13 protein-coding genes and 2 tRNA genes are annotated in these 15563 nt (G+C 44.1%); 11 read left to right on the top strand and 4 right to left on the bottom strand.

Annotated elements, in window-relative coordinates; translation table 11 throughout:
- Positions 1–15 precede the first annotated feature (15 nt).
- Both BM130_RS08415 and BM130_RS08410 read left to right on the top strand, forming a co-directional pair.
- Positions 16–1392, top strand: a complete 1377-nt coding sequence (locus tag BM130_RS08415; RefSeq protein WP_010526436.1) for a sigma-54-dependent transcriptional regulator — start codon at positions 16–18, stop codon at positions 1390–1392.
- Positions 1382–2743, top strand: coding sequence for a sensor histidine kinase (locus BM130_RS08410; protein WP_010526437.1), 1362 nt, complete (start codon positions 1382–1384; stop codon positions 2741–2743). Before BM130_RS08415 ends, BM130_RS08410 begins: the two co-directional genes overlap by 11 nt.
- A gap of 79 nt (positions 2744–2822) precedes the next feature.
- On the opposite strand, the gene BM130_RS08405 is transcribed toward BM130_RS08410, so the two are convergent.
- The 4 genes from BM130_RS08405 to BM130_RS08390 form a co-directional block, all read right to left on the bottom strand.
- Complete coding sequence (locus tag BM130_RS08405) at positions 2823–3485, bottom strand: redox-sensing transcriptional repressor Rex (RefSeq protein ID WP_010526438.1); 663 nt, start codon at positions 3483–3485, stop codon at positions 2823–2825.
- Between the two features lie 131 nt (positions 3486–3616).
- Positions 3617–3691, bottom strand: a tRNA-Val gene (locus tag BM130_RS08400).
- Between the two features lie 31 nt (positions 3692–3722).
- Positions 3723–3800, bottom strand: a tRNA-Val gene (locus tag BM130_RS08395).
- Between the two features lie 59 nt (positions 3801–3859).
- Entirely contained in the window at positions 3860–5191 is a 1332-nt protein-coding gene (locus BM130_RS08390) for a bifunctional folylpolyglutamate synthase/dihydrofolate synthase (protein WP_254771982.1), read from the bottom strand.
- Between the two features lie 241 nt (positions 5192–5432).
- Here BM130_RS08390 and dinB point away from each other — a divergent pair, with 241 nt between their 5' ends.
- The 9 genes from dinB (at position 5433) to BM130_RS08345 (ending at position 15511) form a co-directional block, all read left to right on the top strand.
- Positions 5433–6575 carry a DNA polymerase IV gene (dinB, locus tag BM130_RS08385; protein ID WP_010526440.1) on the top strand — a complete coding sequence of 381 codons (1143 nt, stop codon included), beginning with the start codon at positions 5433–5435 and terminating at the stop codon, positions 6573–6575.
- 8 nt (positions 6576–6583) lie between these two features.
- Positions 6584–9520: a DNA polymerase III subunit alpha gene (locus BM130_RS08380; RefSeq protein ID WP_010526441.1), complete on the top strand. Its 2937-nt coding sequence runs from the start codon at positions 6584–6586 to the stop codon at positions 9518–9520.
- Between the two features lie 177 nt (positions 9521–9697).
- Entirely contained in the window at positions 9698–10120 is a 423-nt protein-coding gene (locus tag BM130_RS08375; RefSeq protein WP_010526442.1) for a SoxR reducing system RseC family protein, read from the top strand.
- Between the two features lie 4 nt (positions 10121–10124).
- The gene (locus tag BM130_RS08370; RefSeq protein ID WP_010526443.1) at positions 10125–10988 is read left to right on the top strand and encodes a Fe-S cluster domain-containing protein; all 864 of its coding nucleotides are present in this window, start codon (positions 10125–10127) and stop codon (positions 10986–10988) included.
- A 34-nt stretch (positions 10989–11022) separates the two neighbouring features.
- Positions 11023–12351 carry an electron transport complex subunit RsxC gene (rsxC, locus tag BM130_RS08365; protein ID WP_010526444.1) on the top strand — a complete coding sequence of 443 codons (1329 nt, stop codon included), beginning with the start codon at positions 11023–11025 and terminating at the stop codon, positions 12349–12351.
- Between the two features lie 187 nt (positions 12352–12538).
- Positions 12539–13558, top strand: a complete 1020-nt coding sequence (locus BM130_RS08360; protein WP_010526445.1) for an RnfABCDGE type electron transport complex subunit D — start codon at positions 12539–12541, stop codon at positions 13556–13558.
- A gap of 7 nt (positions 13559–13565) precedes the next feature.
- Entirely contained in the window at positions 13566–14279 is a 714-nt protein-coding gene (locus tag BM130_RS08355; RefSeq protein WP_010526446.1) for an RnfABCDGE type electron transport complex subunit G, read from the top strand.
- A complete protein-coding gene (locus tag BM130_RS08350; RefSeq protein ID WP_010526447.1) occupies positions 14276–14863 on the top strand; it encodes an RnfABCDGE type electron transport complex subunit E in 588 nt (195 codons plus the stop codon). The genes BM130_RS08355 and BM130_RS08350 overlap by 4 nt, the downstream gene beginning before the upstream one ends.
- Before the next feature lie 75 nt (positions 14864–14938).
- Entirely contained in the window at positions 14939–15511 is a 573-nt protein-coding gene (locus BM130_RS08345; RefSeq protein WP_010526448.1) for an electron transport complex protein RnfA, read from the top strand.
- The last annotated feature ends 52 nt before the right edge of the window (positions 15512–15563 follow it).

Genomic DNA, 15563 nt, shown 5'->3' with positions numbered 1-15563 from the left:
AAATATTATTTAGTCATGTCCACCAAAATAGGGAAAATTCTAGCAGTTGATGATAATACCGACATATTATTTGCGTTAAAGCTACTTTTACGTCCTCAGGTCGAACTTATCACAACCGAAACAAATCCTGAAAACATCCCTGGGTTGATAAAAAAAACCGACTACGATGTTATCCTATTGGATATGAACTTTACGCAGGATGCCATTAGCGGCAGAGAAGGTTTTTACTGGCTACAGAAAATATTGGAAATCGATCCGCTGGCAGTTGTCCTATTCATTACTGCCTATGGCGATGTGGAAAAATCGGTACAAGCCATAAAAGCGGGCGCAACCGATTTTATCATCAAGCCATGGCAAAACGAAAAGTTAGTGGCAACGATCTCTTCGGCTATCAAACTCAACAGGTCTCGACGTGAAGCATCCGACCTCCGGGAAAAGCAAAGGGAAATCAATACAATTATGGATCAACCCTTTGCCGATTTTATAGGTGTGTCACCGGGAATGCAACAGGTGTTTAACACCATAAAAAAGGTGGCAGCTACCGATGCCAATGTTTTGATTCTGGGGGAAAACGGAACCGGGAAAGAACTGGTAGCCAGGGCCCTTCACCGCAACTCCCTGAGAAAAGAAGAACCTTTTATTAGCGTAGATTTGGGGGCTTTAAGCGAAACCCTTTTTGAAAGCGAACTGTTTGGACATGTAAAAGGGGCGTTCACGGATGCCAAAACCGATCGGCCGGGTAGATTTGAGCTCGCTTCGGGAGGTACCATTTTCTTAGATGAAATCGGCAATCTTTCTCTGCCCATGCAAGCCAAACTACTTACCGTACTGGAACGTCGCGAAGTTACCAGAGTGGGCGCCAATAAAGCCAAACCTATCGATATCCGACTTATCAGTGCTACCAACATGCCATTGAAACAAATGGCTATTGAAAACAGATTTCGACAAGACCTTATCTATCGAATCAATACCGTCGAAATAGAGATACCGCCGCTAAGGGAACGGCCGGAAGATATCCCACTATTGGCCGAACATTTCTTGAAAATATTCTCTAAAAAATACAAGAAAAAAATCAACAAGCTGAGCAATCAGGTTATCAAAAAATTCAGAGCCTATCCCTGGCCCGGCAATGTCCGTGAATTTCAACACGTGTTGGAGCGAGCCGTGATTATGAGTGACTCTTCTAATCTGGATGTACACGATTTTCCTCTCTCTTCGCATGGAACAGTAACCGATTCTTTTGAATTTGACACCTACAACCTGGAAGAAATTGAACAGAAAGTTATAAAAAAAGTACTCCGATTGCACAACGGCAATATTTCAAAGGCAGCCTCCGAGCTGGGACTGACACGTACATCACTTTACCGAAGAATGGAAAAATATGGGCTTTAATAATTTCAGAATCAACTACATCACACGCACCATCCTGCTTACAGCTACCATATTCGGATTTTCTTTCCTTTGGTACAATACCAACCTCACCATGACCTTAATACTGGTAGGATTGCTTATTGTATTTCAAATAGTGGCCATGATTTTTTATGTGGATCGCACAAACCGGGTGCTGAATAACTTTCTCGAGTCTATCCGCTATTCCGATTTCACACGCACATTCCAGGTAGAAAGTTTAGACTCTTCGTTCGATAAGCTTAAAAAATCTTTCAACGAGGTAATTCAAGACTTTCAGGCCGTAAGAGCCGAAAAAGAAGAAAACTATTTCTACCTTCAAACCGTTATTCAACACATTGGCATAGCTCTTATCGCTTTTCAGAAAGACGGACAAGTTGAACTAATCAACAACGCCACAAAAAAACTATTCCAGGTACGAACGCTTCACAACATACAAGGATTACGCGAATTCAGCCCCGAAATTGTTCAAAAACTTCTTACAATTAAACACGGCGAAAATATTCTGGTAAGGGTTCGCCAAAAAGACGACCTTCTTCAGCTGGCAATTTATGCTACGGAGTTTCGCATCCATAATCGGGCCATTATGCTGGTTTCCATCAAAAATATTCAACAGGAACTGGACGAAAAAGAGATGGAATCGTGGCAAAAACTGATACGTGTACTCACCCACGAAATTATGAACTCCATTACTCCTATATCTTCTCTTTCATCTACCATTCAGGAATTAATGCACAATATCATAAACTCTTTCGAAGCGCTGAACATAGGAAAGGAAGAAACCGAATCGCTGAAAGAGGTAGAACAAGCCATACAAACCATACACAAACGCACCGACGGACTGCTACACTTTGTAAATACTTATCGCAATTTAACCCGCATTCCGACACCCAATTTTACCATCTTCAAAGTATCCCGATTACTTAACAATATACGGGAACTGCACGAAAAAGAGATTCACGAAAAAGGCATCACATGCAGAGTCATTGTAGAGCCTGAATCCCTGGAGCTGTCAGCCGACGAACACCTCATTGAACAAGTACTGATCAATCTTCTAAAAAATGCCATTCATGCCCTCGAAGGGCGTGAAAACCCACAAATCGACATCATGGCATTCCTTAACCAAAGCGGTCGCATTACCATACAAGTCATCGACAATGGAAAAGGGATCCTGCCCGACGTGTTGGACAAAATTTTCATCCCGTTTTTCACCACCAAACCACAAGGTTCGGGAATCGGTCTGAGTCTTTCACGGCAAATAATGCGCTTACACGGCGGAAGCATTAATGCCTACTCCAAGCCGGGAGTAGAAACCAGATTCTCTTTAACCTTTTAAAAATAAAAGATTATTAGAGATTATTAGATATAAGATACAAGAACAAAGGATACAATAGATCCGATACCCTGAACCGGTTTCAGAATTTCTTCTCTTGTTTTATTTCATACAAACGGTTAAACATAACCGCCAGATGAGCATATAAGGAAGTATTCTGAACCACAACATCGTCCGGTGTTTTAATGCGGACAGGAGTAAAATTCCAGATGGCACGAATGCCGCCCTCGACCATCAAATTGGAAACCTGTTGAGCACTCTCGGTGGGTACGGTCAATATACCAATTTCCACACCCTCTTCCCGCATCAGTTTAAAATCATCGATATGATGAATCGGAACTCCAACAATTTCGCGTCCTACAACGGCCGGGTCTATATCAAATGCCTTGACCACATTCAATCCGTACTGTTTTAAACCATGGTCATGCAAAAGGGCTCGTCCCAGACTTCCGGCACCAAACAAAAAAGCATTGTCCACTTTCCTGAAGCCCAGGAAATCTTCCAAGGCATCAATTAAGGGTTCCACTTCATAGCCGACACGAGTTTTTCCGGAAATACCCGTATAGGAAAGATCTTTGGTCACCTGAGTAGGATCAACCCCCATATCCCCGGCAATGTTAGTAGACGAAATGTATTTTTCTCCCTTACGGGAAGCTATTTTCAGATAAGCCAGATAACACGGCATTCGACGTAATGCAGGCTCCGGCACGGTAAAACTTCTTTTTTTGTTACTTCCTTCTTCCATGCAGACTTTTTTAATCTGGTTGTAACATACAAATTTAAATGAAGTTTTTAACTGACGAAGAAAATCGTCAATAAAAAAAAACTTCAACACTAAACAAAAAAAAAGGACCTTTAAAAGGTCCTGTAATTAGGTGGGCGATAATGGATTCGAACCATTGACCCCCTGCTTGTAAGGCAGGTGCTCTGAACCAGCTGAGCTAATCGCCCTTTTGAGAAAAAGTAGATTATGTTATACGAGTGGTGGGCGATAATGGATTCGAACCATTGACCCCCTGCTTGTAAGGCAGGTGCTCTGAACCAACTGAGCTAATCGCCCTCTTTTCTCAAAAGCGATGCAAAGATAGAAGAGTTTTTCTCAATCACCAAACAAAAAATTCATTTTTCAAGAGCTTCAGCTACCACAAAGGTACTTCCTCCTATGAAAATCAAATCTTTATCCGTTGCATTTTTTTTAGCAGCGGTTATCGCCACCTGCACATTTGGATAAGTTTTTCCCTGTAACCCCACCTTTGCAGCCTCCTCTCCCAGCTTCTTTTCATCCAATGCCCGGGGAATTGATGCCCGCGTAAAATAGTAACAGGCATCTTTGGGAAGTAACTTTAAAATGTTACAAATATCTTTATCGTTAACCATCCCCCAAACAATATGCATTGTTTCATGCGACGTATGTTTCAGTTGGGCCACCACCCGCTCTATTCCATCGGCATTATGACCCGTATCGCATATCGTCATCGGACAACGCGATATAATTTGCCACCGACCTGCCAGCCCGGTTTGTTCCAACACTTTTTCAACCCCCCTATAAAGCGCGTCATCGCCAATGGCATAGCCCTTCTTTCTCAGTAACATCACCGATGTTAAAACCGTCAACAAATTCTCCTGCTGATAAATTCCCGGCAAAGGCAAGTAAAACATTCCTGAAAAATTATCCGAAACCACATGCACCCTCTGAAAAGCATCATCCCGTTCTACCTTCTCTATTTTAAACATTTGCTGTGCATAATAAATCGGAGCGGTCTGTTCTAAAGCCACCTGATTAAAAACAGTGGCTGTCTCGGCCTGATAACGTCCTATTACAACCGGCACCTCTTCTTTGATAATCCCGGCTTTTTCTCGTGCTATGGCCGAAAGCGTATGCCCCAAAAACATAGTATGGTCCAGGCCGATATTGGTAATTACCGACAAATCGGGCATAATAATGTTAGTAGAGTCCAGCCGGCCGCCAAGCCCTACTTCAACCACCGCCACATCAATCTTCTGATGCGCAAAATAATCGAATGCCATTGCTACTGTCATCTCAAAAAAAGATGGATGAAGCCGATCAATAATCGCTCTGTTTCCTTCAACAAAGTCGGTCACAGCCTGCTCCGAAATCATTTGCCCATTAACACGGATACGCTCTCTGAAATCAAGCAAATGCGGCGAAGTATAGAGCCCGGTCCGATATCCTGCACTTTGCAAAACAGAAGCTAACAGATGTGAAACACTACCTTTGCCGTTGGTCCCTGCAACATGAATGGTTTTATACTTACGGTGAGGATGGCCAAAATGGCGATCAAGTGCATAAGTATTTTCCAAACCGCTCTTATATGCAGCTTTCCCGGTACGCTGATACATCGGAAGCTGCTCAAATAAGTACTGAATGGTTTCCTGATACGTCATCTCAATAATATTAGCACCACAAAAGTCGCATTTTTTTGAAGTCATCGCACCCTATTCCCCATAGAAACTTAAAAGAATTTACGAATTAACAACTACAACATACATTTCTCAATTACTTCTAACCAAATAGTATTCATTTAACACATTGACCTAATGCAATTCTCACGGCTGATCAAATCTTAAACATACTTTTTTTTGAATAAACAATCCCATTCACGTTCCATTTTTTATTTTTTATGCTTAAATTGTAGTCTCAAAAAAGATTAATTAATAATCATTTTAAAGCATGGACATTAATAATAGGCACATTGTTCATTTTGATTTGGACTCTTTTTTTGTTTCGGTAGAGCGTTTGCTTAACAAGCGTCTTCAGGGAGTTCCGGTCATTGTAGGCGGCATGTCAGACCGGGGGGTGGTAGCCGCCTGCAGCTACGAAGCCCGCAGTTTTGGAGTGCATTCGGCTATGCCTATGAAATTGGCCCGTCGCCTATGTCCTCATGCCTATTATATTCGCGGCGACATGGAAGTATACAGCCGTTATTCACGCCTGGTAACCCAAATCATTGAGGAATCGGCCCCATTATATGAGAAAGCATCGATCGATGAACATTACCTCGACCTTACCGGGATGGATCGTTTTTTCGGATGTCTGAAATGGAGCCGCGAGTTACGGCACAGAATTATAAAAGAGACAGGTCTGCCAATATCTTTTGGCCTTTCGATTAATAAAACCGTCTCCAAAATAGCTACCGGAGAAGCCAAACCCAATGGGGAAAAACAAGTTGGTCACAACGAAGTACGTCCCTTCTTATGGCCACTCTCCATCCGCAAAATACCCATGATTGGACCATCAACCTACAAGTTGCTGCGTTCGATGGGAATTGATCGCATCAAAACGTTGGCAGAGATGCCTGCCGAAATGTTGTACCATGCCCTTGGCAAAAACGGAATAGAGATTTGGCGTAGAGCCAACGGAATTGATACCACACCTGTTGTCCCCTATTCCGAAAAAAAATCCATAAGCAGTGAACGTACCTTTGAACAAGATACGGGAGACATAAGAATGCTAATGGCCCATGTGGTAAAAATGACCGAGAAATTGGCTTATCAACTTCGGGCAGCAGAAAAGCTCACCGGATGCATATCCGTAAAAATTAAATACAGTGATTTTGAAACCCGAACACTCCAAAAAACGATACCCTACACATCTTTTGATCATCTTCTCATCCCTGTCGCCAAAGAGCTGCTAACCCGCCTTTATACACGCAGAGTAATGGTGCGGCTCGTTGGTGTCCGACTATCCCACCTTGTCAGCGGTGCTCCGCAACTCAATTTATTTGAAGACACACCACGTCAGGTACAACTTTATCGCGCACTCGACAACGTACGACACCGGTTTGGTGCCGGCGCAGTAGGAAGAGCTGTATAAACCAACAAATGATCGCAGGCAAATCATATTACAGTCTTCGTTTCGGAACCCTTTCACCCGAAGAGCTGGCAGCCACAGCTGCCAAACAGGGAATCGATGTACTTATTCTCACCGATATTAACAACACCACCGGAATATTTGAATTTGTAAAAGCCTGTCAACAAAACAAGATCACACCACTTGTCGGTATCGAATTTCGCAACAACAGCCAGTGGCTCTATACCGGCATCGCCAAAAACTTTAAAGGATTTGGTGAATTAAATCGTTTTTTAAGTCATTACCGTTTACAAGGACAACCCCTACCTGCCAATCCGCCATCGTTCCATGATGCCATCATTGTATGGCCATGGGGCAACAAAACACCACAACAACTAAAAGACAATGAATATATCGGCATTCGTCATTTTCAACTCAGACAATTATTAACTTCGCCATGGCGTAACCACCAGGAACGGATACTCATCTGGCAACCGGTGGTCTTTAACAACCGTCAGGATATGGAACTGCACCGCCAGCTAAGGGCTATCGACCGCAATATTCTGCTCGACCGACTAAGCCCCGATGACCTGGCATCACCATACGACTGGATGGTACCGCATCAGAAATTACTGAAAGCTTTCAGTGATTGGCCCGAAATCATAAAAACCACCAACACGCTGTTAAAACAGCTCTCTTTCGATTTCAGCTTTGAAGGCAGCAAAAACAAACAAACTTACACCGGCAGCCGATACGACGACGAACAACTGCTGGCTCAACTGGCTTCAGACGGACTCAAGGAACGCTACGGACCCGACAATGTTGTTGCCCGCCAACGTGTGGAAAAAGAATTATCCATCATCAACAAACTGGGCTTCGCAGCCTACTATCTGATGGTATGGGACATTATCAGATATTCGCTCTCGCACGGCTTCTATCATGTGGGACGAGGCAGCGGTGCAAACAGCGTAGTGGCTTATTGTCTGAAAATTACAGATGTGGACCCCATCGAATTAAACCTCTATTTTGAACGTTTCCTCAATCCCAAACGCTCTTCGCCACCCGATTTCGATATCGACTACTCCTGGAAAGAGCGGGAAGAAGTACAAAACTATATTTTCAAGCGTTATGGCAGGGCACACACCGCTTTATTGGGAGCCGTCTCCACTTTTCAGGCACGGGCAGCCATTCGCGAACTGGGAAAAATTTATGGCTTACCCAGGGAAGAAATCGATCAGTTAGTACTCCAACCCAGGGGATTTGAACCCGACAATCTGGGGAAAATGATCCTGAAAACAGCTCATCGTTTGGCCGGCTTCCCTAACCTGCGGACTATTCATGCCGGCGGCATCCTTATCTCTGAAGCCCCCATCACCGATTACACCGCATTGGACATGCCGCCCAAAGGGTTTTCAACCACACAATGGGATATGTACACCGCCGAAGAGATCGGCTTTGAAAAATTTGATATCCTGTCACAGCGTGGCATTGGACATATCCGTGACTGCATCAATATTGTATACCAAAATCACGGAAAGAATATTGATATTCATCGCATCGATGACTTTAAAAAAGACACCAAAATCAAAAAATTACTCCAGAAGGGTGAAACCACCGGTTGCTTCTACATCGAAAGTCCGGCTATGCGCGGACTACTCAAAAAACTGCGGTGCCGGGATTACCTGACATTAGTTGCGGCCAGCTCTATTATCCGGCCCGGGGTGGCGCGTTCAGGTATGATGCGCGAATATATCCGTCGGTTTCATAACCCCGACAGCTTTGAGTACGCACATCCCATATTAAAAGAACAACTAAGCGAGACTTTTGGCATCATGGTCTATCAGGAAGATGTCATCAAAGTGTGTCACCATTTTGCGGGTCTCGACCTGGCCGATGCGGACGTGCTACGCCGCGCCATGAGTGGCAAATATCGATCCCGAAAAGCCTTTCAGTCCATCGTGGATAAATTTTTTGCTAATTGCCATCAACGAGGTTACGATAAAGCACTAACGGCAGAAGTATGGCGACAAATCGAATCCTTTGCCGGCTATTCCTTTTCCAAAGCACACTCGGCATCTTATGCCGTAGAGAGCTTCCAAAGTTTATACCTTAAAGCACACTATCCGTTAGAATTCATGGTGGCAGTAATCAATAATTTTGGTGGATTTTACGCCACATGGCTCTATGTTAACGAAGCCCGACGATTAGGCGGCATCATTCATCTGCCCTGCGTCAATAAATCTCAATATATGACATCAATATCAGGGAAAGATATATACCTGGGATTTATTCATGTGCACGATCTGGAACAAAAAACAGCATTGGCCATCATTAAGGAACGAAACAGAAACGGCGTTTATCACAGCCTGGAAGATTTTGTATCGCGTACCGGCATTACCCGTGAACAGCTTCTTCTGCTCATCCGGCTGGGAGCATTTCGATTTACCGGGAAGAGCAAACCACAGTTGTTGTGGGAGGCTCATCTGCTTTTGTCCAAAGAAAAAAAGAAAAAGAAAGCACCCCGATTATTCAACCCTGCAACGCAACAATACCGGTTGCCCCAGCTTCAACAACAAAAGCTCGAAGACGCCTACGATGAAATAGAACTGCTGGGATTTCCTGTAAGTTGTTCCTTTTTCGATATGTTAAAAACATCATATCGCGGCGAGCTTTTAGCCCGTGACCTGCAACACAATGTGGGACGGCGCGTTCGAATGACGGGCCAACTGGTAACCATTAAATATGTCAAAACCGTCAAGCGGCAAATCATGCATTTCGCAACTTTTTTGGATCCCGATGGCGAATTTTTCGACACCGTACATTTCCCCAAGGTAGTCAAACGATGGCCTTTCGCCGGAAATGGGGTATATCTGATTCAGGGAAAAATCGTCAGCGAATTCGGATATCCTTCTATTGAAGTGGAAAAGATGGCGCCACTACCCCTTCGTCCCGACCCAAGAAGTGAATAATACAGAAATTTTTCGTCAATGCAATTATGTCTAAATTGGCATAAGCATGCTTTGCTATTACTCAATACTACAACTTGTTAAAAGTTATTTTAATTTGTTCTAAACAAAAAATAGATCCCTTAAAAGGCCAATCCTGCCTAATTATATACATTTGTGGCCATTAAGGGGAGAAATTAGATGGCTGGTAAAAATCAGATAGAACACGAAGGAATCGTAGAACAAACTGAAGGCGATCATGTCAAAGTCCGAATTTTAACCCAATCGGCGTGTGCTTCATGCCATGCCAAAGGAGTATGTACCGCGGCCGACCTTCAGGAAAAGATTATTGATGCTTCCAGCGATCGCACTTACTCTGCCGGAGATCGGGTAACCCTTGTTGGCGAAAGCCGACTGGGCCTTCAGGCTGCCTGGTGGGCCTATATTCTCCCGCTTATTCTAATGCTTGGGACACTTATCGTTACCTTTTCGCTCACCAAGGATGAAAACCTGTCCGGGCTGTTAGCCTTAGCCATATTAGTCCCTTACTATTTGCTGATAAAAATTTTCAATAAAAAATTTTTAAAAACATTTTCATTTACCATAAAACCATCTATGGATTAGCGTTATGAGTATTGTTTTGATAACCATATTGACTTTGGCAGGCCTTGGTGCACTGGCAGCGGTCATACTTTATTTGGCTTCCCAAAAATTTAAAGTTTTTGAAGATCCACGTATCGATCAGGTAGAAGAAGTGTTGCCCGCCGCCAACTGCGGAGGTTGTGGTTTTCCCGGCTGCAGGGCTTTTGCCGAAGCATTGGTAAAAGCCGACGACATATCCGACCTGAACTGTCCGGTTGGAGGAGCTGAAGTAATGGGCAAGGTCGCTCAAATTCTTGGCAAAGAAGTGGCCAAAAGCGAACCCAAAATTGCGGTGGTTCGCTGTAACGGAACTTGCGAGCACCGCCCGCGCCTTAATCAATACGAAGGAGCACCATCCTGTGCCGCAGCATCGGCACTTTATGGAGGTGAAACAGGCTGTTCTTTCGGATGCTATGGGCTGGGCGACTGTGTCGACGCCTGTAACTTCGATGCCATGTACATGGATGAAAAAACCGGACTCCCGGTAGTCATCGAAGACAATTGCGTTGCCTGCGGCGCTTGTGTAGACGCCTGCCCCAAAAATATTATTGAACTTCGGAAAAAAGGGCCCAAAAACCGACGAATATTCGTCAGCTGTGTCAATGAAGAAAAAGGAGCTGTTGCCAGAAAAGCCTGCTCCGTGGCTTGCATCGGTTGTGGCAAATGTGCCAAAGTTTGTCCGTTTGATGCCATCACCATCAAAAATAATCTGGCTTATATCGATGATGAAAAATGCAGGCTTTGCAGGAAATGTGTTGCAGAGTGTCCAACCAATGCTATTCATGAATTGAATTTTCCGGTGCGGAAAAACAAGACCGCTGTTAAAGAAACCGCAACGGAAGAGAAATAATTATATCATTGAACCATCAATTAATAAGATAACCGTGCTGAAAACATTCAAAATAGGAGGTGTTCATCCCCACGAATGGAAACTGTCTGCTGAAAAACAGATAGAGGTGCTCCCGCTCCCGAAAAGAGTATCGGTACCCGTAACTCAACATATTGGTGCACCGGCTAAGCCACTGGTAAAAAAGGGAGATATCGTAAAAACCGGACAGATGATTGCTGCTTCCGGTGGATTTGTTTCAGCCAATATCCATTCGCCTGTTTCGGGGAAAGTATTTAAAGTAGACCAAACGGTAGATGCTTCAGGCTACCGAAAACCGGCCATCATCATTGATGTTGACGGCGATGAATGGCTCGATGACATCGATCGTTCCGACAAACTCGTAAAAGAGATTACTCTCTCTGGCGAAGAAATCATCAAAAAAATTGGGGAAATGGGTATTGTCGGAATGGGTGGTGCCACCTTCCCGTCGCATGTTAAGTTATCACCACCTCCCGGAAAAAAATGTGAAATACTGATAATCAACGGCGTGGAATGCGAGCCTTATCTCACCAGCGACCATCGCCTCATGCTTGAAAAGAGTGAAGAACTTATCGTTGGTATTCGCATTTTGATGAAAGCATTGAATGTTAACAAAGCTGTTATCGGTATCGAAAATAATAAGCCCGATGCTATCAAAAAGTTAACAGAGTTAACTTCTAAAGAAGAGGGTATTGATGTTCAGCCGTTAAAAGTGAAATATCCACAGGGCGGTGAAAAACAACTCATCGATGCCATCACAGGACGACAGGTCCCTTCCGGCAAATTACCTATAGAAGTTGGTGCGGTGGTGCAAAATGTAGGAACCACCGTTGCCGTATACGAAGCCGTACAAAAAAACAAACCGCTCATCGAACGGGTGGTTACCGTAACAGGCCCCGCCATAGCCCAACCCTCCAACTTCCTCGCCAGAATCGGAACACCTATAGAACAACTCATAGAAGCAGCCGGTGGCTTGCCCCAAGACACCGGAAAAGTGATTGGTGGCGGTCCTATGATGGGAAAAGCCTTAACCTCACTAGAGGTGCCTATTACCAAAGGCAGTTCCGGTTTATTAGTATTACCTGACGAAGCAGCACACCGTCAGCCGGTTAAAAACTGCATACGCTGTTCCAAATGTGTTTCTGCTTGTCCCATGGGATTGGAGCCCTATTTACTGATGATTGAAGCAGAAAAAGAAATGTGGGACAGAGCAGAAGAAGACAGAATTATGGATTGTATCGAATGTGGTTCGTGCAGCTTTACCTGTCCGGCTCATCGCCCACTCCTCGATTACATCCGCCTGGGTAAAGGAAAAGTTGGACAAATTATTCGTAGCAGACAATAATTGTTGGATGACGCCTAAAGGATTGCAGCGATACACAAACCTCACGAATGCCATTAGGCCAATAAGTAAAATAAATTATTTATCATGAAACGAGCATGACCAACCGGGGTTATCTCAACAAGAACATGAATAATCTGATGGTCATGCGAGTTCCATCAGACCAATAACTTAAATTAATTTTATACTGATGAACCAAAAGTTAGTCATTTCTCCATCACCACATATTCACAGCGGTGATTCTATTCCCGCCAACATGTATGGAGTGATTATCGCACTTCTGCCGGCCCTGGCCACCTCGGTGTGGTTATTCGGTGTCGGCGCACTCATTGTTACTTTTACTTCAGTGGCGGCCTGTGTTTTTTTCGAATGGATCATCCAAAAATATTTATTAAAAGTAACGCCAAGCATCACCGACGGTTCGGCAATCGTTACAGGTTTGTTGCTGGCATTTAACCTTCCGACCAATATTCCTATAGGATTAATCATTATTGGTGCGGCAGTAGCCATAGGAATTGGCAAAATGTCCTTCGGAGGACTCGGCAACAATCCTTTCAATCCGGCGTTGGTAGGAAGAGTCTTTTTGCTCATCTCCTATCCCGTTCAGATGACTACCTGGCCCACACCTTTCGCATCTCGGTTGCAATATATTGATGCGCAAACAGGGGCCACACCGCTTTCCGTCATTAAAGAAGGCCTCAGCAATGGACAAACCATTCCCGAACTAATGGAACGCATACCCTCCTACCTGGACCTTTTTCTGGGAAAAACAGGAGGTAGTGCCGGCGAAATGGCTGCCTTGGCACTTCTCATCGGAGGTGTTTACCTGCTTTGGAAAAGAATTATTACCTGGCACATTCCGGTTAGCGTCATTGGGTCAGTAGTAATCTTTACCGGAATTTTACATTTGGCCAATCCATCAACCTTTGCAGACCCCCTGTTCCATATCCTAACCGGTGGAATAATGCTGGGAGCTTTCTTTATGGCTACCGATTATGCCACTTCACCCATGTCGAATAAAGGGATGTTGCTTTATGGTGCAGGAATTGGCATTATTACCGTCTTGATTCGTTGTTTCGGGTCTTATCCCGAAGGTGTGTCCTTCGCCATCTTAATTATGAACGGATTCACACCGCTTATCAACAGATATATGAAGCCAAAGCGCTTTGGAGAAACCATTAAAACCGCCAGAGTGCAAACCTCAAAATAGTATTTCAATGGGTAAAACAGAATCATCATTATCTAATATGGCACTCACCCTCATCACCATTACATTGCTGACGGGTGCCGCATTGGGATATGTTTATAAGCTTACCGAAAAACCGGTAGCTATTGCTAAAGAAAAAAAACAACAGGAAGCTATCCGGTTGGTTGTTCCGGAATTTGACAATAATCCTGCTCAAGAGATGTATCTAATTCCTACATCGGATGGGGATTCGCTCAAAGTATTCCCGGCAAAAAAAGAGGGTAAAAAGGTTGGTTGTGCCATCGAATCCATCAGCCATAATGGTTTTGGCGGGGATGTCAAAATCATGGTAGGCATATTGCCCGACGGAACCATCTACAACTATCAGGTTTTGGAACATAAAGAAACCCCCGGCCTGGGCACCAAAATGACCACCTGGTTTAAGCCCTCTGAAGAGGATAACGTTTCCAAAGCTTCAGGAAATGCTTTTTTCAACTGGTTATTTGGCATTTCCAACAATTCAGGGGGTGGCAACACCAGCATTGTTGGTGTGGATCCCACCAAAACAAAATTGGAGGTATCGGCCGACGGCGGTGATATAGACGCCATTACGGCAGCCACCATTAGCTCACGCGCCTTTTTGGAAGCAGTTCGAAAAGCATGGTATGCCTATACCGAAATTGTTGATACACACAGTTCGGCCACCACTAAAGAAAAAAATAGTCAGGAAGGAGGAATGCAATGAATCAATGGAGTAATTTCACAAAAGGATTCTTTAAAGAAAACCCCGTTTTTGTTATGCTTTTGGGGATGTGTCCCACCCTTGGTGTCACCTCATCGGCCATTAACGGGTTAGGTATGGGCTTGGCTACCACCTTCGTTCTGGTGATGTCCAATATTGTTGTTGCCTTGGTTAAAGATTTCATTCCTGAAAAGGTACGCATCCCATCATTTATCGTCATCATTGCCTCTTTTGTAACCATTGTAGAGATGGTGATGCAAGCCTGGCTGCCAGCCTTGTTCGAAGCGCTGGGATTGTTCATACCCCTTATCGTTGTGAACTGTATTGTTTTGGGGCGTGCCGAAGCCTTTGCTTCCAAAAACTCAGTAGGGTCCTCTATCATCGACGGTCTGGGAATGGGACTGGGTTTTTCCTTGGCACTAACTATCTTGGGAACTACACGAGAATTATTGGGAAGTGGGAAAGCTTTTGGATTACCGATTTTTTCGGAAAGCTACGGAATGCTTGTTTTTGTTCTTGCGCCCGGAGCCTTTATCGCCTTGGGATACCTGATTGCGCTTATCAATAAGATACGTCGTGCCGGATAAGATTTTCTTTTGGAATCAAAGAAGATGTTTCAACGACCATTGACACGAATAATTAAGTGATTAAATTAAGATACCATGACCTATTTTATTATCATCATATCGGCCATATTTGTCAACAACATTGTGTTGAGCCAGTTTTTAGGAATTTGTCCTTTTCTGGGCGTTTCTAAAAAGATTTCTACAGGCCTTGGAATGACCGGAGCAGTTACCTTTGTCATGGTAATTGCCACCATCGTCACCTACTTTATTCAAAAATTAATTCTTGTACCATTTGGTATCACCTTTCTGCAAACCATCTCCTTCATATTAGTCATTGCAGCATTGGTACAACTTGTTGAGATTGTTCTGAAAAAAGTGAGTCCCCCACTTTATCAGGCTTTGGGCGTGTTTTTGCCACTTATCACCACCAACTGTGCTATTCTGGGGGTGGCCATTATGACTGTTAACCGCGATTTTAACCTGCTCGAAGCGGTTGTTTTTTCCGCCTCATCGGCCATAGGATTTGGACTGGCATTGGTTACCTTTGCCGGCATTCGTGAACAGCTTGAATTGGTAGAAATACCAAAAGGGATGCAGGGTGCCCCCATCGCATTGCTCGTTGCCGGCATTCTGGCAATGGCTTTCATGGGATTTGCCGGTATGGTTTGATCCTTTTTTCTGGCGATAGAAAATCTCCTTCACATATCTCTTATAGGCCGGT

Origin of the sequence: Thermophagus xiamenensis (assembly GCF_900112795.1) — a bacterium.
Taxonomy (GTDB): Bacteria; Bacteroidota; Bacteroidia; order Bacteroidales; family Marinilabiliaceae; genus Thermophagus; species Thermophagus xiamenensis.
This window is presented reverse-complemented; position numbering and strand designations above follow the sequence as displayed.

Coding starts and splice junctions, on each gene's coding strand:
- BM130_RS08415 (WP_010526436.1), top strand. CDS start 16: ATGTCCACCAAAATAGGGAAAATTCTAGCAGTTGATGATAATACCGAC.
- BM130_RS08410 (WP_010526437.1), top strand. CDS start 1,382: ATGGGCTTTAATAATTTCAGAATCAACTACATCACACGCACCATCCTG.
- BM130_RS08405 (WP_010526438.1), bottom strand. CDS start 3,485: ATGGAAGAAGGAAGTAACAAAAAAAGAAGTTTTACCGTGCCGGAGCCT.
- BM130_RS08390 (WP_254771982.1), bottom strand. CDS start 5,191: ATGACTTCAAAAAAATGCGACTTTTGTGGTGCTAATATTATTGAGATG.
- dinB (WP_010526440.1), top strand. CDS start 5,433: ATGGACATTAATAATAGGCACATTGTTCATTTTGATTTGGACTCTTTT.
- BM130_RS08380 (WP_010526441.1), top strand. CDS start 6,584: ATGATCGCAGGCAAATCATATTACAGTCTTCGTTTCGGAACCCTTTCA.
- BM130_RS08375 (WP_010526442.1), top strand. CDS start 9,698: ATGGCTGGTAAAAATCAGATAGAACACGAAGGAATCGTAGAACAAACT.
- BM130_RS08370 (WP_010526443.1), top strand. CDS start 10,125: ATGAGTATTGTTTTGATAACCATATTGACTTTGGCAGGCCTTGGTGCA.
- BM130_RS08360 (WP_010526445.1), top strand. CDS start 12,539: ATGAACCAAAAGTTAGTCATTTCTCCATCACCACATATTCACAGCGGT.
- BM130_RS08355 (WP_010526446.1), top strand. CDS start 13,566: ATGGGTAAAACAGAATCATCATTATCTAATATGGCACTCACCCTCATC.
- BM130_RS08350 (WP_010526447.1), top strand. CDS start 14,276: ATGAATCAATGGAGTAATTTCACAAAAGGATTCTTTAAAGAAAACCCC.
- BM130_RS08345 (WP_010526448.1), top strand. CDS start 14,939: ATGACCTATTTTATTATCATCATATCGGCCATATTTGTCAACAACATT.